This is a genomic window from Xanthomonas melonis (genome assembly GCF_020783655.1).
GTDB lineage: Bacteria > Pseudomonadota > Gammaproteobacteria > Xanthomonadales > Xanthomonadaceae > Xanthomonas > Xanthomonas melonis.
In genome coordinates this window covers 158,104-180,952 of sequence record NZ_JAJGQH010000006.1, presented here as the reverse complement: position 1 = coordinate 180,952, position 22,849 = coordinate 158,104, and the positions used below count along the sequence as shown (strand labels likewise).

The 22,849-nt window shown below is 66.9% G+C and carries 20 protein-coding genes and 1 pseudogene; 14 read left to right on the top strand and 7 right to left on the bottom strand.

Features of this window, described 5'->3' with window-relative positions; translation table 11 throughout:
* Positions 1–314: 314 nt before the first annotated feature.
* Both LL964_RS07975 and ppa read right to left on the bottom strand, forming a co-directional pair.
* Positions 315–1,463, bottom strand: coding sequence for an HDOD domain-containing protein (locus tag LL964_RS07975; RefSeq protein WP_167395263.1), 1,149 nt, complete (start codon positions 1,461–1,463; stop codon positions 315–317).
* Between the two features lie 114 nt (positions 1,464–1,577).
* Positions 1,578–2,114, bottom strand: coding sequence for an inorganic diphosphatase (ppa, locus tag LL964_RS07970; RefSeq protein WP_104586783.1), 537 nt, complete (start codon positions 2,112–2,114; stop codon positions 1,578–1,580).
* 197 nt (positions 2,115–2,311) lie between these two features.
* Between ppa and LL964_RS07965 the strand changes: the two genes are divergently transcribed.
* Positions 2,312–2,794, top strand: coding sequence for a hypothetical protein (locus LL964_RS07965; RefSeq protein WP_104586782.1), 483 nt, complete (start codon positions 2,312–2,314; stop codon positions 2,792–2,794).
* Positions 2,795–2,972: 178 nt separating this feature from the next.
* On the opposite strand, the gene LL964_RS07960 is transcribed toward LL964_RS07965, so the two are convergent.
* Positions 2,973–5,000 (bottom strand): sodium-translocating pyrophosphatase, encoded by a 2,028-nt coding sequence (locus tag LL964_RS07960; protein WP_104586781.1) that lies wholly within the window; start codon positions 4,998–5,000, stop codon positions 2,973–2,975.
* Between the two features lie 246 nt (positions 5,001–5,246).
* On the opposite strand from LL964_RS07960, the gene LL964_RS07955 reads away from it, so the two are divergent.
* A complete protein-coding gene (locus tag LL964_RS07955; protein WP_104586780.1) occupies positions 5,247–5,771 on the top strand; it encodes a hypothetical protein in 525 nt (174 codons plus the stop codon).
* Between the two features lie 179 nt (positions 5,772–5,950).
* On the top strand, positions 5,951–6,622 hold the full coding sequence (locus LL964_RS07950; RefSeq protein WP_104586779.1) for a hypothetical protein: 672 nt from the start codon (positions 5,951–5,953) through the stop codon (positions 6,620–6,622).
* A gap of 222 nt (positions 6,623–6,844) precedes the next feature.
* Here LL964_RS07950 and LL964_RS07945 read toward each other — a convergent pair whose 3' ends face one another.
* Complete coding sequence (locus LL964_RS07945; RefSeq protein WP_104586778.1) at positions 6,845–8,101, bottom strand: 6-phosphofructokinase; 1,257 nt, start codon at positions 8,099–8,101, stop codon at positions 6,845–6,847.
* 156 nt (positions 8,102–8,257) lie between these two features.
* Here LL964_RS07945 and LL964_RS07940 point away from each other — a divergent pair, with 156 nt between their 5' ends.
* From LL964_RS07940 to LL964_RS20105, 5 genes and pseudogenes are all read left to right on the top strand, one after another.
* Positions 8,258–8,821: an adenylate kinase gene (locus LL964_RS07940; protein ID WP_104586777.1), complete on the top strand. Its 564-nt coding sequence runs from the start codon at positions 8,258–8,260 to the stop codon at positions 8,819–8,821.
* A gap of 331 nt (positions 8,822–9,152) precedes the next feature.
* Positions 9,153–10,520 carry a UDP-N-acetylmuramate:L-alanyl-gamma-D-glutamyl-meso-diaminopimelate ligase gene (gene mpl, locus LL964_RS07935; protein ID WP_208621406.1) on the top strand — a complete coding sequence of 456 codons (1,368 nt, stop codon included), beginning with the start codon at positions 9,153–9,155 and terminating at the stop codon, positions 10,518–10,520.
* A complete protein-coding gene (locus tag LL964_RS07930) occupies positions 10,520–11,116 on the top strand; it encodes an LON peptidase substrate-binding domain-containing protein (protein ID WP_104586775.1) in 597 nt (198 codons plus the stop codon). The genes mpl and LL964_RS07930 overlap by 1 nt, the downstream gene beginning before the upstream one ends.
* 144 nt (positions 11,117–11,260) lie before the next feature.
* Complete coding sequence (locus tag LL964_RS07925; protein WP_104586774.1) at positions 11,261–12,145, top strand: bestrophin family protein; 885 nt, start codon at positions 11,261–11,263, stop codon at positions 12,143–12,145.
* 210 nt (positions 12,146–12,355) lie between these two features.
* Positions 12,356–12,548, top strand: a pseudogene (locus LL964_RS20105) (hypothetical protein); the annotation flags it as partial.
* A gap of 186 nt (positions 12,549–12,734) precedes the next feature.
* Here LL964_RS20105 and LL964_RS07920 read toward each other — a convergent pair.
* Complete coding sequence (locus LL964_RS07920; RefSeq protein ID WP_104586773.1) at positions 12,735–14,822, bottom strand: bifunctional DedA family/phosphatase PAP2 family protein; 2,088 nt, start codon at positions 14,820–14,822, stop codon at positions 12,735–12,737.
* A gap of 159 nt (positions 14,823–14,981) precedes the next feature.
* Here LL964_RS07920 and LL964_RS07915 point away from each other — a divergent pair, with 159 nt between their 5' ends.
* A complete protein-coding gene (locus LL964_RS07915) occupies positions 14,982–15,641 on the top strand; it encodes a serine/threonine-protein kinase (RefSeq protein ID WP_104586772.1) in 660 nt (219 codons plus the stop codon).
* Positions 15,642–15,785: 144 nt separating this feature from the next.
* Complete coding sequence (locus tag LL964_RS07910) at positions 15,786–16,601, top strand: SDR family oxidoreductase (RefSeq protein ID WP_104586771.1); 816 nt, start codon at positions 15,786–15,788, stop codon at positions 16,599–16,601.
* A gap of 138 nt (positions 16,602–16,739) precedes the next feature.
* On the opposite strand, the gene LL964_RS07905 is transcribed toward LL964_RS07910, so the two are convergent.
* Complete coding sequence (locus LL964_RS07905; protein WP_104586770.1) at positions 16,740–17,612, bottom strand: ion transporter; 873 nt, start codon at positions 17,610–17,612, stop codon at positions 16,740–16,742.
* Positions 17,613–17,684: 72 nt separating this feature from the next.
* Here LL964_RS07905 and LL964_RS07900 point away from each other — a divergent pair, with 72 nt between their 5' ends.
* Positions 17,685–18,911, top strand: coding sequence for an acetylornithine transaminase (locus LL964_RS07900; protein WP_104586769.1), 1,227 nt, complete (start codon positions 17,685–17,687; stop codon positions 18,909–18,911).
* Between the two features lie 96 nt (positions 18,912–19,007).
* Here LL964_RS07900 and LL964_RS07895 read toward each other — a convergent pair whose 3' ends face one another.
* Positions 19,008–19,625 (bottom strand): HAD-IA family hydrolase, encoded by a 618-nt coding sequence (locus tag LL964_RS07895; RefSeq protein ID WP_104586858.1) that lies wholly within the window; start codon positions 19,623–19,625, stop codon positions 19,008–19,010.
* A 454-nt stretch (positions 19,626–20,079) separates the two neighbouring features.
* Between LL964_RS07895 and LL964_RS07890 the strand changes: the two genes are divergently transcribed.
* The 3 genes from LL964_RS07890 to LL964_RS07880 are packed head-to-tail and all read left to right on the top strand — an operon-like array spanning position 20,080 to position 22,637.
* Positions 20,080–21,687 (top strand): flavin monoamine oxidase family protein, encoded by a 1,608-nt coding sequence (locus tag LL964_RS07890; protein ID WP_167395262.1) that lies wholly within the window; start codon positions 20,080–20,082, stop codon positions 21,685–21,687.
* Complete coding sequence (locus tag LL964_RS07885; protein WP_104586767.1) at positions 21,684–22,109, top strand: c-type cytochrome; 426 nt, start codon at positions 21,684–21,686, stop codon at positions 22,107–22,109. Before LL964_RS07890 ends, LL964_RS07885 begins: the two co-directional genes overlap by 4 nt.
* 24 nt (positions 22,110–22,133) lie before the next feature.
* Complete coding sequence (locus tag LL964_RS07880; RefSeq protein WP_104586766.1) at positions 22,134–22,637, top strand: RidA family protein; 504 nt, start codon at positions 22,134–22,136, stop codon at positions 22,635–22,637.
* Positions 22,638–22,849: the final 212 nt, after the last annotated feature.

The following is a 22,849-nucleotide window of genomic DNA, read 5'->3' as shown; positions in this document are numbered from 1 at the left end:
TGGCAGGATGGCGTCTGCCGGAAAGGCGGGGTTTCTACGCTGGCCGCTGCAAGATGAGCCGCTACAGGACATGCGACAAATGCAGGGCCGTGTGTCCTGAAGCCGGCTGCCAACTGAGCGGTGCCAGCGTCCGGCAGGCGCTCCTGCCGGCACAGCCAGCGGTGCAGGGTGGGAACGGCCGAGCCCGCCAGCGTCGGAGTGCGTGGCCGGCCATGCATGCGAGACCGGCGCCCGGCCTGCGAGCGAGGTGGCAACGAAAAAAGGCGCGATCCGATCGCGCCTTTTCCATTCCGATCGCCAGTGCGATCAGCCGATCACGCCTCGGCAAGCCCCAGCAGGGTATCGGCCTGTTCGCGCCAGGTGGGCAGGCGCGAGATCACGCCGACCCTGGACAGATACTCCTCGTCCACCGTTTCGCCGCTGGCCAGCGCCGTGGCCACATGGACCGCGCCGGTGACCCAGAAACTGCGCAGGCTGGAACGCTGCGGGTGCCGATGGAAGGCGACCGCTTCGATGATCGGCATCGGCAGGCCCCACAGGCCGAGCAGATAGGCGCCGGCTTCGGTATGGCCCAGGCGCTCGTCGCCGCCCTCCGGCGTCGGCTCGCGTTCGTCGCGCACACCCGGCAGCAGCAGGCCGATATCGGCCAGCAAGGCCGCGGTGGAGCCCAGTTCCGCGCTGGTCGGCGGCAATACCTTGGCCGCCAGCCGCGAAGAAAGCAGGGCGCGCCGTTGCATCGCGCTACGTTCGGCGGGCGTCAGGGTCTGCACCGAGAACACTTCGCTGGCAAGCACCAGATCGCGCAGCGTCGCGACGCCCAGACGGGTGACCGCCGTGCGCAGATCGGTAATGCTGCGGCCGCCGGAGAAGAACGCCGAGTTGCACAACTGCAGCACCTTGGCGGCGATCGCCGGGTCGCCCGCGATCAGCTTGGCGATATCGGCCGCGTCGGCACCATCGTCTTCTTCCAACGCATGCATCAGGCTCAGATACAGGTGTGGCGGCGAAGGCAGTTTCTCGATCCGGCCTATCGCCGCGCGCAGGCGCGGATTGCCGAGCAGATCGCGTAATTCTTCCAGGCTGGTGACCGCCTCGAGCAGCACTTCCGGCGCCAACGGCATCGGCAGGAAGCGATGCGCCACGCCGATGATGCGGGCCGGTGGCGTCCGCTGGCCATCCTGGGCGTCGATCAACGCAATCCGGATCGTGTCCGGTCGCAGGGTACGGATCTGCCCCAGCAAGGTCGCCGCAGTCAGGTCCGGCAGGACCGGCGCAACGATCACCGCATCGAAGGGCGACAGCGCGGCAGCCTCGATCGCCGAATTGCCATCGGCGACCTGCTGTGCCTGCCACTGCTCGCCGAGATCGGCGACATAATCGATCAGGTCGGACGGAAGGCTGGCTTCGTCCCCAACAAACAGAATACGCAAGACACTTCCCCAGAAGTCACCGGTGACAGACACCGGCCAAACGCTGTCGGCAATGTACCCAATCTGCCGCCAGCGGTCACCGGGATCACGCCGAAAGCGTGATCCCGATCGCCCCATGCCTGCAGGGCCGTTGCAGGGCTGAATGGATCAGGGCACGTCGGAGTTGAAGCGTTCCACCGCTTCCACCAGGATGCGCTTGGCTTCCACCGCGCCGCCCCAGCCGTCCAGCTTGACCCACTTGCCCTTCTCCAGATCCTTGTAGTGTTCGAAGAAGTGGCCGATGCGCTCCATCCAGTGGCTGGACACCTGGTTGATGTCCTCGATGTGCGCGTAGCCGGAGAAGATCTTCTCGATCGGCACCGCCAGGATCTTTTCGTCGCTGCCGGCTTCGTCGCTCATGCGCAACACGCCGACCGGGCGGCACCGCACCACCGAGCCCGGCACCAGCGGCAACGGCAGCACCACCAGGACATCGGCCGGATCGCCGTCGCCGCACAGGGTGTTGGGCACGTAGCCGTAGTTGCAGGGATAGCGCATCGGGGTGGACAGGATGCGGTCGACGAAGATCGCGCCGCTGGCCTTATCCACTTCGTACTTGACTGGCTCGGAATCCTTGGGGATTTCGATGACGACGTTGATTTCTTCCGGCAGATTCTTGCCAGAGGTGACCAGTTCAAGACCCATGCGCGTAGCTCCGAGGCATCAGCAGTGTGTGGAGCGCGATTCTACGCGTTCGGCTGTTGCGCTGCAGCGACCCTGAATGGGCAGGCTTCCGATGGCCGGCCGCGGCATAGTCCGCACGCGACGCGGGGAGCTCTCCGATGCCGGCGGCGCTTGCCCCGGCGCACGCTGACGGCACATCCCAGCTACGGAGAGTGCCCATGTACAGGCTTGCCCACGTCCTCGTCGTCTTGTCGTTGTCCATTCTGGCTCCCGCCGCCACGGCCACCTCCGCCGCGCCGGCCTTCGTCGATGCGGTGGACTGGCCCGCCAACGGCGAGGGCTGGGAGGCGTTCATCGACCTGGAGCAGCGGCTGGAGCACGACTTCGACCAGATCTGTGGCGATACCTTCTGCGGTGGGGAGTTCAGCGATTACCAGTCGTTGCGCTTCCGTTGTTCGGTCCAGCGGGTCAGCGGGATCGTGCGCAGCTGCATCTGGACGTTCGGCGCCAGCGAGGTCAGCGTGGATCCGCGCACCGGTTACCTGCGGTCCGATAGCCGGGTCTGGCGCTGTACTGCGCCGTTGAAGGCCGGAACCCGCCTGGACGAGCTGTACCGCGTGTTGGCGGTGACCAATCCGTTGTTCGAGCCGCTGCCCGGCGGCGCTCCGCCGATCTACGACGGCCTGATCGGCTGTCTATAGGACACGCGCCGGCGGCCCTTCGATCGACGTGGCGCAGGCCGGGGCGGTATGCGTTGCGCCATTCGCGGTAGTCCGCAGCAGGTGCCCCCACGGGCGACCGCCTGGCGTCGAGCGGTCGCGCCGCAGCGGGCATCCCGATCGGTGGAGCATCGGGTGCCCGCTTGGGCCGTGCGCCGGGCTAGAGCAGCGGCACCAGCAGCAAAGCCACGATGTTGATGATCTTGATCAGCGGGTTGATCGCCGGGCCTGCGGTGTCCTTGTACGGGTCGCCGACGGTATCGCCAGTGATCGCGGCCTTGTGCGCTTCGCTGCCCTTGCCGCCGAAGTGGCCATCTTCGATGTACTTCTTGGCGTTGTCCCAGGCGCCACCGCCGGTGGTCATGGAAATGGCCAGGAACAACCCGGTGACGATGGTGCCGATCAGCAGCCCCCCCAATGCGCGTGGCCCCAGCAGCAAGCCCACCACGATGGGGACCACGACTGGCAGCAGCGATGGCACGACCATTTCGCGGATCGCCGAGCGGGTCAGCATGTCCACCGCACGATCGTATTGCGGCTTGGCGGTGCCGGCCATGATGCCGGGCATCTCGCGGAACTGGCGCCGCACTTCCTCCACCACTGCGCCCGCCGCGCGGCCGACCGCTTCCATCGCCATTGCGCCGAACAGGTAGGGAATCAGTCCGCCGATCAGCAAGCCGATGATCACCGTGTGGTCGGACAGGTCGAAGGTGAACACCGCTTCCGGGTTGGCGGCCTGCAGGTTGTGGGTGTAGTCGGCGAACAGCACCAGGGCGGCCAGCGCCGCCGAACCGATCGCATAGCCCTTGGTCACGGCCTTGGTGGTATTGCCGACCGCATCCAGTGGATCGGTGATGCTGCGCACGTCCGGCGGCAGTTCGGCCATCTCGGCGATGCCGCCGGCGTTGTCGGTGATGGGGCCGTATGCGTCCAATGCCACGATCATGCCGGCCATCGACAGCATGGCGGTGGCCGCGATGGCGATGCCGTACAGGCCGCCGAAATGGAACGCGCTCCAGATCGCGGCACATACGGCGACCACCGGCAGCGCGGTGGATTTCATCGAAATGCCAAGGCCGGCAATGATGTTGGTGCCATGGCCGGTGGTGCTCGCCGATGCCACGTGCTGCACCGGCGTGTATTGGGTGCCGGTGTAGTACTCGGTGATCCAGACGATCAGCCCGGTCAACACCAGGCCGATCAGCGCGCACAGATACAACGCGGTGGCGCCGTGGCTGTTGTCGCGCATCAATGCCTGGGTGATCGGCCAGTACGCCAGCGCCGCCAGCACACCGGATACGATCACCCCCTTGTAGAGGGCGCCCATGATCGAGCCGCCGGGCTTGACCTTGACGAAGGCCGCGCCGACGATCGAAGCGATGATCGAGACACCGCCAAGCACCAGCGGATACAGCACCGCATGCGGCCCGGTGTCGGCGAGTGTCAGACTGCCGAGCAGCATCGTGGCGATCACGGTCACCGCATAGGTCTCGAACAGATCGGCCGCCATGCCGGCGCAATCGCCCACGTTGTCGCCCACGTTGTCGGCGATCACGGCCGGGTTGCGTGGATCGTCTTCGGGAATGCCGGCTTCGACCTTGCCCACCAGGTCCGCGCCCACATCCGCACCCTTGGTGAAGATGCCGCCTCCCAGGCGAGCGAAGATCGAGATCAGCGACGATCCGAACGCCAGCCCGACCAGCGCATGCAGGTTCTGCTCCAGTGCAAGCCCCATGGCCTGCAGCGCGGCGAAATAGCCGGCCACGCCGAGCAGCCCGAGTCCGACCACCAGCATGCCGGTGATCGCGCCGCCGCGAAACGCCACGTCCATCGCCTTGCCGATGCCCTGGCGCGCAGCCTCGGCCGTGCGCACGTTGGCGCGCACCGAGACATTCATGCCGATGTACCCGGCCAGCCCGGACAACACTGCGCCAAGCGCAAAGCCGATCGCGGTGTACCAGCTCAGGAACAGGCCGACCAGGACGAACAGCACGCCGCCGGCGATCGAAATGGTGAGGTACTGCCGGTTGAGGTAGGCGCGCGCGCCTTCCTGGATCGCGGCGGCAATCTCCTGCATGCGTGCATTGCCGCTTGGCTGCGCGACCACCCAGCGCGCGGAGACCATGCCATAGACGATTGCCACGACCGCACAACCCAGCGCAAGCACCAACCCGTAATGTTCCAGCATGACCCCTCCCAAAGAATGGATGTCATCCGGTCGGGACGAACCAGGGGCGATGCACGACGAGTAGATGGCGATTACGGACTCGACGGCCGCAGGGGCCGCAATGCGCGTCGCGATGTTCAATGGCCGGATCGCGACCGAGTATGCGCCGCGGTTTGCGGGGGTGCCACCACCATGGCTTTGGCACGTCGTTCAGTTGCCGCGTGACAGCCTGCGGCCACCACGATCCAGGCCTTCCACGGAGCGACCATGTCCAACCACGCCGCGTCCAGCTACGTCACAGCGCTGAGTGCCTTGTTGCTTGCCGGTAGCGCGTTCGCCGCCGACCCCGTGCCGGAGCTCAAGCCGCGTCCAGCCGGCACCGCGCAGGCGGTCGGCGCCGTGCACACCTTGCGGCAGATTCCCGAGGCGTGCGCACGGCTCGAGGGCGTCTTCACCGGGAATGCGGCGCAGCCGTATACCTTGTCGGTGGTGCGTAGCAGTCCTACCTGTCAGCCGCGCGCGCGTTTCGTGGACTACGCCAAGGCCGCGCCCAGCGTTGCGTCGGGCTGGATCTTCAACGACGTGATCCGTGTTCCCAGTGCGGCCTGCCCGAGCCAGCAGGCGGTGGTGCGCGTCTGGCGCAAGCCGGTGGACGCCAAGCCGCAGCTGGATGGGCAGGGTCAGTCGCGCATCTATCTGGAAGATGCGAAACAGCAGGCTGCTGCCGGCAAGATTCCGCAGGTGCCGATGTTCGCAGCGCAGCAGCTCATGGAAGGCAAGGCCTGCCCGTGACGACGCCCTGAGAGCGGCTCTGCCATCCACATTGCGGCACACACAACGCGTCGTGGATACTGCGCGGCGCCATGCAGCGAACCCATGCCTGCGTGGGCAATCGTCGACCCGATTCCTGGTCTACGCGGCGCTGCCGCGTGGGGTAGGCGGGGGCAGCCGTCCTCTTCGATGTGATATGCATGAAGCCATTTCGTTACTGCACGATACTGCTTGCAGCCATTGCGTTGTCGCATCCGGTGACGGCGCGCGCGGCCGCCAGCATGGTCGTCGATGATGCCGGCGTCACTGCGCGCGGCCACTGTCAGCTGGAAGCCTGGTGGCGGGCAACGCCGAGCGGCGCTTCCAGCACCGTGGTACCTGCATGCAATGTAATGGGAACGGAGATCGCGTTCGGGCTGACCGACCTCAGGCACGGGCCGGCATCGTTGGATGTCGGTGCCAAGCGTGTCTTGCGCGATCCGGAGCGCCACGCCTGGGGCCTTGCGGTGTCGGTCGGCATGCAGCGCGCATGGCAGGGTCCGCAGCAGCGCGGCAGCTACCTCAGCGTGCCGTTGACGTGGTCGATCGGCCCCGACGCCGCTACCCGCATCCACGCCAACCTCGGTGCCTCTGCGCTGCATGCCGGGCCGGATACGACCAGCGCCGGGCTCGGGATGGAGCATGCGATCAATGCGTCGTGGACCGTTCTGGCCGAGGCCTTCGGGGATGACCATGCCGGACAAGGCGGTCAGTTGGGGCTGCGCCGGATGGTCGGCAAGGCGTCCAGCATCGACCTTGTCGCCGGACAGGACCGCCGCAACGCGCCGCACGGCTGGATCACGCTCGGGGTCAACCTGGCGATGGCGCCGTAGCTCCTGCTCCCACGCTGACGCTGCAAGCGGTGGCCGGCTGCCGTGGCGATGGAGTGTCCATCGCTCCGGCTCACTTCCGCGATAGATTCCCCATCCGATGTGGTCGGTGCGTCGCCGTGCTGCCTCAAGGCAGAGCGCACCGCCGCATCCCGTATGCGTTCGGGATGACGCGTCGTGGCATGCGCGTGATCCGAGCGGTGCGCCGGGGGGCTGAGCGATGCGTCAGCCCTCCCACGCCGGCAGCTTCTTGGCCACTGCCACGTTCTTCAGCGCCACATACTTCGGCAGGCCGTCGTTGCCATAGGTCAGCGGCGCTTCGCCCTTGATCAGCGGAGCGAAGTAGCGACGGGCGCGCTCGGTGATGCCGAAGCCGTCCTTGCGCAGGAAGCTGGGAGGCATCTTCTTTTCGTGGTTGGCCACCTTGTGCAGCGGGGCCGGCACGATCTTCCAGCGATAAGGGGTATCGCTGACGCGCTCGATCACCGGGATCACCGCGTTCATGCCCTTGAGCGCGTACTGCACGGCGGCCTTGCCCACTGCCTGGGCCTGTTCCCAGTCGGTCTTCGACGCCAGGTGGCGTGCGGAGCGTTGCAGGTAGTCGGGCAGCGTCCAGTGCACCTTGTAGCCCAGCTCTTGTTTGACCTGCGCGGCCAGGAACGCGGCCACGCCGCCGAGTTGGGCATGGCCGAACGAATCTGCAGCACCGCCCGCATCGGCGACAAAGCGGCCCTGCGCGTCCTGGATGCCTTCGCTGGCGACCACCACGCACCAGCCCACCTTTTCGACCACTTGCTTGACCCTGGCCAGGAACGCGGCCTGATCATAGGCCCGTTCGGGCAGCAGGATGATCTGCGGCGCGTCGTCCGGACCCTGCCCGGCCAGGCCGGCTGCGGCAGCCAGCCAGCCGGCATGGCGGCCCATCGCTTCGTAGATGAAGACCTTGGTGGAGGTGTCGGCCATGGCGGCGACGTCCAATGCCGCCTCGCGCACCGATACCGCGGTGTATTTGGCGGCCGAGCCAAAGCCGGGGCAGGTATCGGTCACCGCCAGATCGTTGTCGATGGTTTTGGGCACGCCGATGCAATGCAGCGGGTAGCCATAGGCCTTGGCCAGCTGCGAGACCTTCCACGCGGTATCGGCCGAGTCGTTGCCGCCGTTGTAGAGGAACCAGCGCACGTCATGCGCACGCAGGACCTCGAGCAGGCGTTCGTACTTGGCGCTGTCCTGTTCCAGCGACTTGAGCTTGTAGCGGCACGAGCCGAACGCGCCGCCGGGGGTCTGCGCCAGCGCGGCGATGGCGGCAGCCGATTCCCTGGAGGTGTCGATCAACTCTTCGCGCAGGGCACCCAGAATGCCGTTGCGCGCCGCCAGCACCTTGACCTTGCGTGCGCGTGCCTCGCCGATCACGCCAGCGGCGGTGGCGTTGATGACAGCGGTGACGCCGCCGGATTGGGCATACAACAAGTTGCCGATGGTCATAAGGGACAGGCTCCTCGAAGGGGACATGACGCAGGGACAGTGCCGGGACATTCCCCGGATGCGGTAAGCTGCACGACCAGACGGTCAGTGCTGGCGAAGGCTCGAGTCTAACGCCGCCAACCGCAACGCGTTTTTATTCGAAAGTGGAGTCCACTGATGCGATTGGTTCTGTTGGGACCGCCCGGTTCGGGCAAGGGCACCCAGGCTGCACGGCTCAAAGAGAGTTTTGAGATCCCGCATATTTCCACCGGCGACCTGTTGCGCGCCGAAGTCGCCGCCGGCTCGCCGTTGGGCTTGAAAGCCAAGGAAGTCATGGCGCGTGGCGACCTGGTTTCCGATGACATCCTGCTCGGCATGCTGGAAGCGCGGCTCGGCCAGGCCGATGTCGCCAATGGCTTCATCCTGGACGGCTATCCGCGCAACGTGGCCCAGGCCCATGCGTTGGACGAACTGCTCAGCAAGATCGGGCAGCCACTGGATGCGGTCGTGCAGCTGGACGTGGCCAGCGAACTGCTGGTCGAGCGCATCGCCGGGCGCGCCAAGGCCGAGGGCCGTGAGGACGACAATCCGGATTCGGTCCGCAAGCGTCTGCAGGTCTACACCGATTCCACCGCCCCGGTGATCGGCTTCTACGCGCAGCGCGGCAAGCTGGCGCGCGTGGATGGCGTGGGGTCGCTGGACGAGGTGCTGGAGCGGATCCGCTCGGCGCTCAAGCGCTGATCCCCCGGGCCGGGCCCACGGGGTCCGGTCCGCCGACCGGTGCGTCAGCGTATGCGGTATCCGGATCGGAAAAGAAAAACCCCGGTCGTACAAGACGACCGGGGCCCAATAACGCCAGTAATAGGCTTGCTCAAAGCCTCGACAACATGAGCTCCCTGGGGATTTGGCCTCTTGGGGAGTAGGACCAAAGGGTGCTGCGACTGGCGTTCAGCATAGTGATGGATGTGACGCAGTTCGCATATCGGGAGATTCCTGACAGTACGGTAGGATTTTCCTGACAGCGGGCTTGTAACAAGGTTGCAAGGTCGCGTAACGCCAGCGATCGGCGACAATGGGTGTCATGAGCAAACTTCACATTCTCGGCATCGCCGGAACCTTCATGGGCGGTGTGGCCGCCCTGGCGCGCGAGCTGGGCTGGCAGGTGGAAGGCAGCGATCAGGCCATCTACCCGCCCATGTCCACACAGTTGGAAACCTTGGGCATCGCGCTGGCGCAGGGCTATGCGGCGTCCAATATCGCCGCCGATGCCAGCGATGTGGTCATCGGCAATGCCTTGTCGCGCGGCAATCCTGCGGTGGAAGCGGTGCTCGATGCCGGGCGGCGCTACACCTCCGGCGCGCAGTGGCTGGCCGAGCAGGTCCTGCCCGGGCGCGACACGCTGGCGGTTGCCGGGACCCATGGCAAGACCACCACCACCACCATCCTGAGCTACTTGCTGGAGGCGGCCGGCCGCGCGCCGGGCTTTCTGATCGGCGGGGTGGCCGAGGATTTCGGCGTCTCCGCACGGCTGGGCCAGGGGCGCGAGTTCGTAGTGGAGGCCGACGAGTACGACACCGCCTTCTTCGACAAGCGCAGCAAGTTCGTGCATTACCGGCCGCTGGTGGCGATCCTCAACAATCTCGAATACGACCACGCCGACATCTTTCCCGACGTGGCCGCCATCCAGCGGCAGTTCCATCACCTGGTGCGGACGGTGCCGGCGCGCGGGCGGCTGATCGTCAATGGCGAGGATGCGCGGCTGGCCGAGGTGCTGGCGATGGGCTGCTGGACGCCGGTGGAGCGCTTCGGCTTCGACGCGGGGCTGGAGTGGAGCGCGCGCCTGATCGCCGCTGATGGCAGTGTTTTCGCGGTGGCGCATCGCGGCGTGGAGATCGGCCAGGTGCAGTGGCCATTGGTCGGGCGTCACAATGTGCTCAACGGGCTGGCCGCACTGGCCGCCGTACAGGCGGTGGGGGTGGATCCATCCAGCGTGATGCCGGCACTGGCGCGCTTCCAGAGCGTCAAGCGGCGGCTGGAGCTGCTGGGCCAGGCGCGCGAGGTGACCGTCTACGACGACTTTGCGCACCATCCCACCGCCATCGCGACCACGCTGCAGGGCCTGCGCGCGAAGGTGGGCACGGCGCGCGTGGTGGTGGCCATGGAGCCGCGCAGCAATTCGATGCGGCTGGGCGCGCATGCGCAGGCGCTGGCACCGTCGCTGCAGGAGGCCGACGCGGTGGTGTTCCTGCATCGGCCCGAGCTGGCCTGGGATGCGGCGCCGATCATTGCGCAGGTGCGTGGCGATGCGCACGTGGCGCAGGATGTGGACGCCTTGCTGCGCCGCCTGGGCGAGCTGGCACGCCCTGGCGACCATGTGGTGTTCATGTCCAACGGCGGGTTCGATGGCGCGCCGCGGCGTTTTCTGGCGCAGCTGGCCTGATGGCGCCGGTCCATGCCACTGCCGACACCGGCACGCTGCCGCTGTTCCCCTTGCACAGCGTGTTGCTGCCGGGCGCGGCGATCGGCCTGCGCGTGTTCGAGCGCCGCTACCTGGATCTGGTGCGCGAGTGCGGCCGCAGCGGCACCAGCTTCGGTGTGTGCCTGATCCTGGATGGCAACGAGGTCGGTGTACCGGCGACGCCTGCGGCATTCGGGACCGAGGTGCGCATCGAGGATTTCGATGTGGGTGCCGACGGCGTGCTGGTGCTGCGCCTGCGCGGCGTGCGCCGCTTCCGCGTGCAGCGCTCGCGCATTCGCGACAATGGCCTGGTGGTCGGCGAGGTGGCCTGGTGCGAACCGGACCCGGATGACGAACTGCGCCCCGAACACGCGCTGCTGTCCACGCTGCTGGAGCGTCTGCTGGAGCAGGTGGGCGGCGAGTTCGCATCGGTGGGTCCGGGCCTGCTGGATCAGGCCGCCTGGGTGGGCTGGCGATTGGCCGAACTGCTGCCGTTGACCGAACAGCAGCGGCTGTCGCTGTTGCAGCTGGACGATCCGCACCGGCGACTGGATCAACTGCTGGCGTGGATGCCGTAACCCGGCGATCGCGCACCGGCCGCCGCTCACCACGCTTGCACCACGACGGCCTCACACTGCGCACGCATGAGTGCGCCAGCGACCGCATCTGCGCACAGGATGCGCGCCGCGGGCGCACTCGTTCCTTTCCGACGGAGTGTGCCCTTGATCATCGACGTAAAACCGCGAGTGGCCGATGTGATCGGCCAGGTCTGGCGAACCCTGGCGGTGTTGTTCGTGTGGGACGTGTTGATCACGATCATCTACTACGTGCTGCCGTTCCGCGCGCCGGCGCTGCCGCTGACGATCTTCGGTTCGGCCTTGGCGTTGTTCCTGGGCTTTCGCGCCAATTCCACCTATCAGCGCTGGTGGGAAGGGCGGGTGCTGTGGGGGCAGATGATCAATGCCTCGCGCAACCTGGTACGTCTGGGCGTGAGTCTGCTGTCCGCACCGGAGGCCACAGGGCTGGGGCGTACGATCGCGATGCGGCAGGTCGCCTACGTCAACGCCTTGCGTTGTCAGTTGCGTCGCCTGCCGGTGGCGATGGCGCTGGAGTCACGCCTGCACGCCGACGAGGTCGCGGCGGTGATCACGCGCACCAATGTGGCCAATGGCCTGCTCGATACCACCGGCCGCGACGTGGAGCAGGCGCGGCGCGCGGGCTGGATCGACAGCATCCAGCAGGCCAGCGTCGAACGTATCCTGGTCGATATCGCCAATGCGCAAGGCGGCATGGAGCGGCTGAAGAACACTCCGCTGCCCTACCAGTACCGTTTCTATCCCACGCTGTTCACCCGGTTGTTCTGCGTGCTGCTGCCGATCGGTTTGGTGGAGACCCTGCAGTACGCCACGCCGGTGGGATCGACGGTGGCCGGATTGATGTTCCTGGCGGTCCTCAAGATCGGCGACGAGTTGGTCGACCCGTTCGCCAACACCATCCACGACCTGCCGCTGGACACCATGTGCCGCACGGTGGAGATCGATGCGCTGCAGGCCATTGGTGAGCAAGCGCCGGAGCCGATTCAGCCGGTGGATGGCGTGTTGTGGTGAGGCATTGCGCCCTTGACCAGCGCGGCTTGTGCGCATCCAAACGGCGCTGAAACACAAGCTCTCGGCCACCTTGAGAGGTAATGAAACGGTGCGGATGCGTTAGTTGTAGGGCGGCTGCGGCTTGGCTGCAGGGCCCTTGCCCGCCCACCATCGCGGGACACGCTGCAAGTACGTCCTTGTAAGCTCTTACGCGGCATCCATGCCGCGTAAGGTCCCGCGACGGTGAGCGGGCAAGGACCAGTCAAGTTGGTCGGTGCGCAGAGTGTTCAAGCGATAGCAAACCATGCGATGCAGGCGGTGCAGTGTTCTCTGCTCCTTGGTAGATCACCGACAAACGTTCTGGTGCGGTGTCCTCGCCGCTTGCGGCATGGATGCCGCCATCGAGCCCCCATGGATGGGTTAACGGCGTGTCCCGCAAGTGGTGAGGGCGCCGCGCGCTCGGCTAGCCAAGCGTTAACCCTGAAAATTCATCTGTTTCTACAGGACGTCAGCACGTGACCGCCATCGATACAGCGTTCAAGACGCGTTGCTGAAACCCCATATCAACACGACCGCGCGATCGCCAGCCAATCGCCTGTTGCCCGATCGATCAACGGCGTTGTTGTGGAGAACCTGATGCTGCTGGATCGAACGCCGCGGTCTGCGTTTGCGCTGCAGCGTTGTGGTTGTTTTCGCCACGCACCGCACTGCCCGAGGTGCTGTCGATCAGGATCACCGGTACTCGCGAGCGACGCCGCTGTTCCACCCGATGCGGCAGCGGGCCGAGCGCATCGCGCAGGGCGCTCAGTGCCGGATCCACGCCACGCAGCGGATACCACAGGCCTATCAGGCTGAAGTGGCGGCTGTAACGCAGGGTCTGCGTGCTGCCTACCCAGAGGGGCTGGGCGCCGGGCTGCAGGCGCGCGGCAGCGGGCCACAGGCGCAGAACATGGACATGGCCGGGAGCGGCGTGGCGCACCATCAACAGCGCTTCGACCCGGGTATCGAGCGTCGCCGGCAGAATGGGCACTTCATCCGGGCGGTCGCTGACATCGAGCAGATGTAGCGCCTGCTCCCATCCGGCCTGCGGCTGTGCGCGCCAGCCGCGCGCTTCGAGTTGCCGTTGTAATGGCGCGAGCGGGCCGGCCAGCTGCACGTCCAGCGGCCAGCGCTGGTCGTCGTCGAATTCGTTGCGGCGCGCCGGCAGCAATCGCCACTGGCCGTTCCACCAGTCGCTGGCGGGCAGCTCCATCAGCAGCGCCGCCGGCGGTTCGAACTTCGCCAGCTTGGCCTCCAGATTGCGCGGGGCGAAGAAGATCGCACAGCCCAGGAAGACGCCATAAAAAATCCACGACACCGGCTTGACCCAGAATGCACGGGTGGCGCGGCGGCGGTAGGCAATGCCCAGCACCAGCAGCCAGAAGATGCCGAACAGCATTCCGCCGACCACGTCGCTGAGCCAGTGCGCGCCCAGATACAACCGTGCAAAGCCGATCAGCGACACCAGCGCACCGCTGACCAGGTATGGCCACACCCGGCGCCGGCCGGGCAATTCGCGTGCGATCAGCAACGCGAAGAAGCCGAATCCAATCGTGGCCATGGTGACCGCCACCGACGGAAACCCGAAGCCGCTGCTGGCCGCCGGCGGGCGCACGACCTGGACGGTGGCGCCCAGCAACTGGGTCAGGGCAAGGCCGAACGCCAGCGCGATCACCCAATGCGTCACTGCCATCCAGCGCCGCCGCCAGGCCAGATACCCCATCGCCGCCGCGATGGCCGGCAGCAGCACCTGCCAGTCGCCCAGCGAGGCCAGCGCCACCATCGGGTAATCGGCCAGCGGGTTGCGCAGGGCCAGCATCAGGTCGTGCACGGCCAGGTCCACGCGCAGCGGTTCGCCATGCGCCAGCACCACCATCAACAGCGCGAACCAGCCCCAGCCGAGCAGCAACAGCATCAAGGCCATCATCGCCAGCGGCACCGACTCGCGCCGGCGCGGATCGAACACGCTGACCGACCAGTTGCCCAGCACCGGATGCCGGTGCGACCACTCCAGCAGCCGCGCCAGCAGGGCATCCAGGTGGCCGGCCGACCAGCGATACGAATACAGCACCATCGCCCAGGCCAGGCCGATCACCGCGGCCAGCAGCGCCACCACCACGAACAGACGCCCGGCCACGGCGGCCACTGCGTCGTAGGCGGTGCCCAGCACCCAGCCCGGCACCAGGAACAGCAGAGCCCACGAGATGCAGGCCAGCCCGCTGGCGATCAAATAGCGTTTGAACGGCATGTGTGACATGCCGGCGATGGCCGGCACGAAGGGACGCACCGCACCCACGTAGCGGGCGATCAGGATGCTCTTGAAGGCATTGCGCCGGAACAGCAGTTCACCGCGCTCCAGCAATTGCGGATAGCGCCGGAACGGCCAGTAGGTATGCAGTTGATGGCCCCAGCGATGGCCGACCCAGAAGCTCAGCGCATCGCCGACGAAGGCGCCCAGCGTCGCGCAGACCACCGCGTACGGGCCGTTGATCTGCCCCAGGCCGATCAGCACGCCGATGGCGAACAGCAACGGCAGCGCAGGCACGATGGCGCCGAGCACGATCACCGCATCGCAGAATGCGATGACGAAGATCGCCACGCCAGCCAAGGTGGGGTGGTGTCCGATCCACTCCAGCGTGGCGTCGATCCATGAGTTCATTGCGGAATTATAGGTGGGTAGGGCGGCGCTGACGTGCGTGGCCCTCACATCCGCCCGCCCGCTTCACCTGCGGTTGCAGCCGAGTCGATACGCGCCTGCGCGATCTGCGGGCCAGCCGCCTGCGGTAGGGTCGGGTTGGCGCGCCGCCTACAATGGGGCATGAGCGACGATTCCGCCGGCAACCTGCCGCTGAAGTCCGACACCTTCGGACGCATCCTGTTGATCCGCGACGCCGGCCGCGTCTTCGTGCGACGCGACCTGAGTGCGGCGCCGTGGCTGCTGCGCGGTGTGGCGTGGTGGCTGGCCCGGCGCGAGGCCCGGGCGTTGCGGCAGCTGGATGGACTGGCGCGAACGCCGCGCCTGTTGCACTGGGACGGGCGCCACCTGGACCGTAGCTATCTGGCCGGCGCTGCGATGTACCAGCGCCCGCCATGCGGCGATCTGGCCTACTTCCGCCGTGCGCGCCGGCTGCTGCAGCAGCTGCATCGGCGCGGCGTCGCTCACAACGACCTGGCCAAGGAAGCCAACTGGCTGGTGCAGGACGACGGCAGCCCGGCGGTGATCGATTTCCAACTGGCAGTCTGCGGCCGCCCGCGCGCGCGCTGGATGCGCCTGCTTGCACGCGAAGACCTGCGTCACCTGCTCAAGCACAAGCGGATGTACTGCCCGGCCGCGATCACCCCGGTGGAGCGCCGCGTGCTCCAGCGCCGCTCCTGGGTGCGCGAGCTGTGGTTCGCCACCGGCAAACCGGTCTACCGCTTCGTGACCCGGCGCATCCTGCACTGGGAAGACAACGAGGGGCAGGGGCCGAAGCCCTGAGGGGCCGGGATTGGTTGTTCGGGATTGGGGATTCGTAAAAGCGGATGGTGCAGGGCTGGTGGTTGGGCGGCATGACGAATCCCGATTCGGTGCGAGCATCGGCTGTAAGCTCTGACGAATCCCCAATCCAGACTCCCGAATCCCATGACGTTACAAGGCAAAACCCTCTTCATCACCGGTGCCTCGCGCGGGATCGGGCTGGCGATTGCGCTGCGGGCGGCGCGCGATGGCGCCAATGTGGCGATCGCAGCCAAGTCGGCAGTGGCCAATCCGAAACTGCCCGGCACCATCCATGGTGCGGCGGACGCGGTTCGCGCGGCCGGTGGGCAGGCGCTGGCGCTCAAATGCGACATCCGCGACGAGCAGCAGGTACAGGCCGCCGTTGCCGCCACCGTGGAGGCGTTCGGCGGCATCGACATCCTGGTCAACAACGCCAGCGCGATCTGGTTGCGCGGCACGCTGCAGACGCCGATGAAGCGCTTCGACCTGATGCAGCAGGTCAATGCGCGCGGCAGCTTCGTCTGTGCACAGGCCTGCCTGCCGCATCTGCTGCAGGCGCCGAATCCGCACATCCTCAGCCTGGCGCCGCCGCCTTCGTTGAATCCGGCGTGGTGGGGCGCGCACACCGGCTACACGCTGGCCAAGATGGGGATGAGCCTGGTCACGCTCGGGCTGGCCGCCGAGTTCGGCCCGCAGGGCGTGGCGGTCAACGCGCTGTGGCCGCGCACGGTGATCGCCACCGATGCGATCAATATGCTGCCCGGGGTGGAGGCGGCCGCCTGTCGCCGGCCGGAGATCGTGGCCGATGCCGCACATGCGGTGCTGACTCGCGAAGCGGCCGGTTTCCACGGGCAGTTCCTGATCGACGAGCAGGTGTTGGCGCAGGCCGGCATCACCGATCTGCGCGGCTATGCGGTGGATCCCTCGCGCGACCTGCTTCCGGATCTGTTTCTGGATTGAGGCTGCGCGCGTGCGTGCATGTGCGCATGGATCGCCTGGGCCAGGAGCGCGGGGCGTACACGCCGCTGGCGATGCGCGGTGCAGGCCTTGCGGCCGCACCTGCCGGCTGCGCGACCCACCTGCGTGCAGGGTTTTTCGTCAGCCGTTGCCCACGGCCGGTAGCGGCTCGGCGCACTGCCGGCAATAGCGCGCGTCCGGCGCATGGCCTTCCAGCCCGCAACGCACGCAGTTGCGGATGTCGCGCTTGCCCGCGTGGCCACCTTCGCGCAGCGTGGTGGCCAGTTCGGCGGTGTAGATGCCGGTGGGCACGGCGATGATGCTGTAACCGATCAGGATCAGCGCCGAGGTGACGAAACGGCCCAGCGTGGTCTGCGGCACCAGATCGCCGAAGCCCACCGTGGCCATGGTGACGATGGCCCAGTACATGCTGGTCGGAATGCTGGTGAACCCATGCTGCGGGCCTTCGATGACGTACATCGTGGCGCCGGCGATCACGGTGATGGTGAGTACGCTGAACAGGAATACCAGCACCTTGCGGCGGCTGCGCCACAGCGCATCCACCAGCTGCCCGCTTTCCTGGATATAGCGCGTGAGTTTGAGGATGCGGAACAGGCGCAGGATGCGCAGCACCCGCACCACCAGCAACGTCTGTGCACCGGGGACGAAGAAGGACAGATAGCTGGGCAGGATCGACAGCAGGTCGATCACGCCCCAGATGCTGAGCGCGTAATGCAGCGGGCGCCGCACCACCGCCAGGCGCAATGCATATTCCAGCGTGAACAGGATCGTGAAGGCCCATTCCAGCGGCAGCAGCCAGTGTACCGATTGCGCATGGATGCGCGGCACGCTGTCGATCATGATCACCACCACGCTGGCCAGGATGGCCGCCACCAGCATCAGGTCGAAATTGCGCGAGGGGCGCGTATCGTGCCGGTAGATGATGTCGAACCAGTGCCGGCGCCAGCCCTGGTCGGTGGCGGGGGTGAGCTGCGGATCGGAGAGTGGGCGCATGCGCGCATTGTGCCGCAGGCGTGCGAATGCGCGAGAATGCCGGTTCCCCTTCCGCTTCCGCGACCGATCATCATGAGTACCGCTGCCGATTCGCCCCTGTCACTGGCGCACTACTACCTGCCGGTGTATCGCCCGCGCCAGGTGGTGCTGGAGCGCGGCCAGGGCAGTCGCGTGTGGGACGCGGCCGGCCGCGAGTATCTGGATCTGTCCTCGGGCATCGCGGTCAGCGGGCTGGGCCATAACGATCCGGATCTGGTGGCCGCGCTCACCGAGCAGGCCGGCAAGCTATGGCACACCAGCAACATCTTCTACAGCGAACCACCGCTGCGTCTGGCCGAAGAACTGGTCGGCGCTTCGCGCTTCGCCGAGAAAGTTTTCCTGTGCAATTCGGGCACCGAGGCCAACGAGGCGGCGATCAAGCTGGTGCGCAAGTGGGCCAGCGATCAGGGCCGCCCGGCCGAGCGTCGCGTGATCGTCACCTTCCGCGGCAGTTTCCATGGCCGCACGCTGGCATCGGTCACCGCGACTGCGCAGCCGAAGTACCAGGAAGGCTACGAGCCACTGCCGGGCGGGTTTCGCTATGTGGATTTCAACGACGTGCCGGCGCTGGAAGCGGCGATGGCCGCAGGCGACGTGGCGGCGGTGATGGTCGAGCCGATCCAGGGCGAGGGCGGAGTGATGCCGGCCGCACCGGGCTTCCTGGCGCGCGTACGCGCGCTGTGCGACCAACACGATGCCTTGCTGGTGCTGGACGAGATCCAATGCGGCATGGGCCGCACCGGGACCCTGTTCGCGCACTGGCAGGAGCAGGCGACGCCGGACATCGTGACGCTGGCCAAGGCGCTGGGTGGTGGTTTCCCGATCGGTGCGATGCTGGCCGGCTCCAAGGTGGCGCAGACCATGCAGTTTGGCGCGCACGGCACCACCTTCGGCGGCAATCCGCTAGCGGCGGCGGTGGCGCGGGTGGCCTTGCGCAAGCTGGCCTCGGCGGAGATCGCGGCCAATGTGGAGCGTCAATCGGCTGGATTGCGCGCAGGGCTGGAGGCATTGAACGCCGAGTTCGGCGTGTTCGCGCAGATCCGCGGGCGCGGCCTGATGCTGGGCGCGGTGCTGGCGCAGGTGCATGCCGGCCAGGCCGGTGCGATCCTCGACCTGGCGGCCAAGCACGGGCTGTTGATGTTGCAGGCCGGACCGGACGTACTGCGCTTCGTGCCGGCGCTGAATCTGACCGATGCCGAGCTGGCCGATGGGCTGGCGCGCCTGCGGCTGGCGATTGCCGAGTACGCGGCGCAGAAGTAATCGATTACGGCGCGCGTGGCTGCGGCTGCAGCGTTGCAGGCACGTGAGCGGTGAGGAACTCGGAACTCGAACTCGGAAGTTCCGGTTCCCGATTCCTCAGCCCAAGCCGTACCGCCGCAACACCCGCCGCAAGGCACGCGCATCGCGCACCGTGTCGGCATGCAGGCCCGCAGCGCGGGCGCCGCGGACGTTGACGAACAGGTCATCGACAAACAAGGTGCCGGCCGCGCTCGCACCCAGGGCGTCGAGCGCACGCTGATACACCTGCAGGTCCGGCTTGCGCCCGCCCAGTGCACCGCTGCACAACACGCGCCCCTGCAAGAGCGGAAACAGCGACGGCACGATCCGTGCAATCGCCTCGGCCATCAACGTGCCGTTGTTGGTCAGCACGGCCACGGCGGTCGTCGCCGATACCGCCAATACCTGCGCCACCACCGCAGGGTCTGCACGGCACGCGGCCACGCGTGCAGCGATCCAGGTGGCCCGGTCGATCGGGTGCCCCAGACCGTCGCCGAGCTGGTTCAGGTACGTCGGCGTGTCGATCGCGCCGGCATCGTAGGCGCGCTCCAGTCCCTGTTCGAACAGCACCTGCTGCACGCGCTCCGGAGTGCAGGCGGCGGCCGTTGCCAGGGCGGCCAGACGGCGCGGACGCCGATAGCTGGCGAGCACCCCGTCGAAGTCGAGCAGCAACAGGGAAATCGGTGCGGTCGGCATGCGCAGGCTCGGGAGTAGTGCCGCAGCCTTGTCGATTTGCCGCTGCATGGCAAGCGTGCGAGGGGCGATGCCCGACCAGCCGCGAACGGGTAGGCGCATTACCGCGACCGGCTCACGCCTGCGCGCCGCCGGGTGAATGCCGGCCTTGGCAATGCCTTGCCCTGCAGGCGCGCGTCTGCCCGAGGGCAGCGATGCTTCGTATCCAAATGTTTCGATTCGGTAGCAACCTACCCGCTCGGGCAGCGCCTACCCTTCGCACCGCCGCTGTAGCAGAACGGCGCTGGGTATGGTCGGTCCGTGCCGCAGCTGCGGTGACAGCCAGGCTCGGGGAGCGGGGGCGGTCACTCTGCAGGCAACATATTCCGGGGGGCGACTGCATGCCTGAGCACTTGAAGACCGAGTACCCGACGGCCGCACTGGCCGCACGCGCCCATGACGTGCAGGGAATGCATTGATGCAGGGTACTCATACGCGGGTGATGACGCGGCGGCAATTGCTGGCGCGGATCGGGATGAGCGCCGGCGGCGCCATGATGTACCAGGCGATGAGCAGCCTGGGCATGGCGGCCGAATCCAGGTTCAGCGGCCCGCTGCAGCTGGATGGCGACGCAAAGGGCGCGTCGGTGCTGGTCCTGGGGGCCGGCTTGGCCGGCATGACCGCGGCCTTCGAGCTGCGCAAGGCCGGTTATCGCGTCCAGGTGCTGGAATACAACGGCCGACCCGGTGGCCGTAACTGGACACTGCGCGGAGGCGATCGCTATACCGAACTGGGCGGTGCCAGTCAGCACTGCCAGTTCGACGATGGGCTGTATCTGAATCCAGGCCCGTGGCGCATTCCGCATCACCACGCGGCGGTGCTGAGCTACTGCAAGCAGTTCGGCGTGGCACTGGAGGCGTTCAATCAGGTCAACTACAACGCGCTGCTGCACAGCCAGCGCGGCTTCGGCGGCAGGCCGCAGCGCTTTCGCGCCATCGACGCCGACTACAGGGGGCATGTGTCCGAGCTGCTGGCCAAGTGTACCCAGCAGCATGCGCTGGACGCGCGCGTCAGCGCAGAGGACCAGCAGATCCTGCTGGAATCGCTGCGCAGCTGGGGCGCGCTGGATCGCAACTTCGGCTACGTACGCGGCAAGGACAGCAGCGAGCGGCGCGGCTTTGCGCGTTATCCCGGCGGCGGCCTGTCGGGCAAGCCGGAATTCTCCGAACCGTTCGGGATGCAGGACGTGCTGCGCTCGCGGCTATGGACCACCCTGGCGGCCGGCAACAACTACGAGATGCAGACCACCATGTTTCAGCCGGTGGGCGGCATGGATCAGATCGGCAAGGCGTTCGCGCGTCGGCTCGGCGACGCCATCACCTACAACGCCAAGGTCACCCGGATCGATCAGGATGGCGGTGGCGTGCGCGTGTCCTGGCAGGATGTGACGCGGGGCGGCGAGCAACGCATCGCCAGCGCAGACTGGTGCATCTGCACGATCCCGCTTTCGGTGCTGAGCCGGATTCCGGTCACCGCCAGCGACGCGATGACCGCCGCGATCGGTCAGGTACCGTATGCGGCCTCAGTCAAGGTCGGGCTGCAGTTCAAGCGCCGTTTCTGGGAAGAGGACGAAGCGATCTACGGCGGCATCAGCTATACCGACCTGCCGATCACGCTGATCAGCTATCCCAGTACCGGTTATCACAGTCCTGGCAAAGGCGTGCTGCTCGGTGCCTATGCGTGGGGGCTGGACGCCTACCAGTTCACCGCGATGACGCCGGAGCAGCGCGTGCGCAAGGCTGTGGACGACGGCACCCAGCTGCATCCGCAATATCCGCACGAATTCGAGACCGGTGTGGCGGTCGGCTGGCATCGGGTGCCGTTCGCGCATGGCTGTTTCGGCATGTGGAGCGAGCAGGCGCGTGCCGAACACTACGAAGCGCTGTGTCAGATCGACGGACGCCTGGCGCTGGCGGGCGAGCATGTGTCCTACATTCCCGCCTGGCAGGAGGGCGCGATCCTGTCTGCGCATGACGTCGTCGACCGGCTGCATCGCAAGGTCGTCGCCGGAGGATCCCGCCCATGAGTCTGCTACCCCGCGTCCTGATCGCCCTGGCGAGCCTGCTCATCGTCGCGCTGCTGCTACCGCCCGGTATGCGCGATGCGCAGGCGCAGAGTTCGGATGCCACGCGCCTGTTCCCGCAACAGCGCTTTGCCAGGGCTTCCGGACGGGAGGTCTATCAGGCCATCTGCCAGGGGTGCCACATGCCGGCCGGACATGGCGCCCAGGGCGCCGGTGAATATCCTGCACTGGCGACCAATCCCAAACTGGCGGCCGGCCCGTACGTGACGATGATGGTGCTCGACGGGCACGCCGGCATGCCCGGCTTCGCCGACCTGCTCGACGATCGCCAGGTGGCCGAGGTGGTGAGCTATGTGCGCACCCACTTCGGCAACGAGTACAGCGAGCGCGTCACCGCCGACGACGTCAAACTGCTGCGTCGCTGACCTTTTCCATGCCAAGGAGTTGCCATGTTCCGTCCTCTTGCAAGTGTCCTGGTTGCCGCTCTCGCATGCTCGGTGGGTATTGCCGCTGCCACTGCCGCCGAGGTCATCCGTCACAAGATTCCCAATAGCGACTTCCCGATCGCCGCGGCGGTGGAGATTCCTGCCGGCAAGGCGACGGTGTACGTCAGCGGCAAGGTACCGGCGGTGCTGGATACCAGCGCACCGAAGGATTCGGCTGCCGCCTACGGCGATACCAAAGCGCAGACGGTGAGCGTGTTGAACCAGATCAAACAGCAGCTGGAAGCGCTGGGGCTGGGGATGGGCGATGTGGTGAAGATGCAGGTGTTTTTGGTCGGCGACCCGGCCCTGGGGGGCAAGATGGATTTCAATGGCTTCATGGAAGGCTACCGCCAGTTCTTCGGCACCAAGGCGCAGCCGAATCTTCCGGCACGCTCGGCCTTCCAGATCGCTGCGCTGGGCAATCCGCTGTACCGGGTGGAGATCGAAGTGGTCGCGGTACGGCCCTGACGCCGTGCTGGCATGCGGAAGCACCATGACCGCCAGCGTGGCGACGCAGGGGTTTCCTTGGGCAACGCCGCGCATGTCCCGCGCGCCAACGGTGCGCTACGCCGCTCAGGTTGCGTCACTGGAGCGCACTCGATTCCGTTGATTGCGCCAAGGCGCTACCCTGAGTGCCCCGACGCCGTGCGCGAGCGGCGCGGGTGACGAATGGATCGCGC

What these genes read in the sequence shown, in the direction of transcription:
- LL964_RS07960 (WP_104586781.1), bottom strand. Translation starts at nt 5,000, where the DNA reads ATGCTGGAACATTACGGGTTGGTGCTTGCGCTGGGTTGTGCGGTCGTG.
- LL964_RS07940 (WP_104586777.1), top strand. Translation starts at nt 8,258, where the DNA reads ATGCGATTGGTTCTGTTGGGACCGCCCGGTTCGGGCAAGGGCACCCAG.
- LL964_RS07945 (WP_104586778.1), bottom strand. Translation starts at nt 8,101, where the DNA reads ATGACCATCGGCAACTTGTTGTATGCCCAATCCGGCGGCGTCACCGCT.
- LL964_RS07905 (WP_104586770.1), bottom strand. Translation starts at nt 17,612, where the DNA reads ATGCGCCCACTCTCCGATCCGCAGCTCACCCCCGCCACCGACCAGGGC.
- LL964_RS07895 (WP_104586858.1), bottom strand. Translation starts at nt 19,625, where the DNA reads ATGCCGACCGCACCGATTTCCCTGTTGCTGCTCGACTTCGACGGGGTG.
- LL964_RS07900 (WP_104586769.1), top strand. Translation starts at nt 17,685, where the DNA reads ATGAGTACCGCTGCCGATTCGCCCCTGTCACTGGCGCACTACTACCTG.
- mpl (WP_208621406.1), top strand. Translation starts at nt 9,153, where the DNA reads ATGGGTGTCATGAGCAAACTTCACATTCTCGGCATCGCCGGAACCTTC.
- LL964_RS07885 (WP_104586767.1), top strand. Translation starts at nt 21,684, where the DNA reads ATGAGTCTGCTACCCCGCGTCCTGATCGCCCTGGCGAGCCTGCTCATC.
- LL964_RS07890 (WP_167395262.1), top strand. Translation starts at nt 20,080, where the DNA reads ATGCAGGGTACTCATACGCGGGTGATGACGCGGCGGCAATTGCTGGCG.
- LL964_RS07965 (WP_104586782.1), top strand. Translation starts at nt 2,312, where the DNA reads ATGTACAGGCTTGCCCACGTCCTCGTCGTCTTGTCGTTGTCCATTCTG.
- LL964_RS07915 (WP_104586772.1), top strand. Translation starts at nt 14,982, where the DNA reads ATGAGCGACGATTCCGCCGGCAACCTGCCGCTGAAGTCCGACACCTTC.
- ppa (WP_104586783.1), bottom strand. Translation starts at nt 2,114, where the DNA reads ATGGGTCTTGAACTGGTCACCTCTGGCAAGAATCTGCCGGAAGAAATC.
- LL964_RS07880 (WP_104586766.1), top strand. Translation starts at nt 22,134, where the DNA reads ATGTTCCGTCCTCTTGCAAGTGTCCTGGTTGCCGCTCTCGCATGCTCG.
- LL964_RS07910 (WP_104586771.1), top strand. Translation starts at nt 15,786, where the DNA reads ATGACGTTACAAGGCAAAACCCTCTTCATCACCGGTGCCTCGCGCGGG.
- LL964_RS07955 (WP_104586780.1), top strand. Translation starts at nt 5,247, where the DNA reads ATGTCCAACCACGCCGCGTCCAGCTACGTCACAGCGCTGAGTGCCTTG.
- LL964_RS07930 (WP_104586775.1), top strand. Translation starts at nt 10,520, where the DNA reads ATGGCGCCGGTCCATGCCACTGCCGACACCGGCACGCTGCCGCTGTTC.
- LL964_RS07950 (WP_104586779.1), top strand. Translation starts at nt 5,951, where the DNA reads ATGAAGCCATTTCGTTACTGCACGATACTGCTTGCAGCCATTGCGTTG.
- LL964_RS07920 (WP_104586773.1), bottom strand. Translation starts at nt 14,822, where the DNA reads ATGAACTCATGGATCGACGCCACGCTGGAGTGGATCGGACACCACCCC.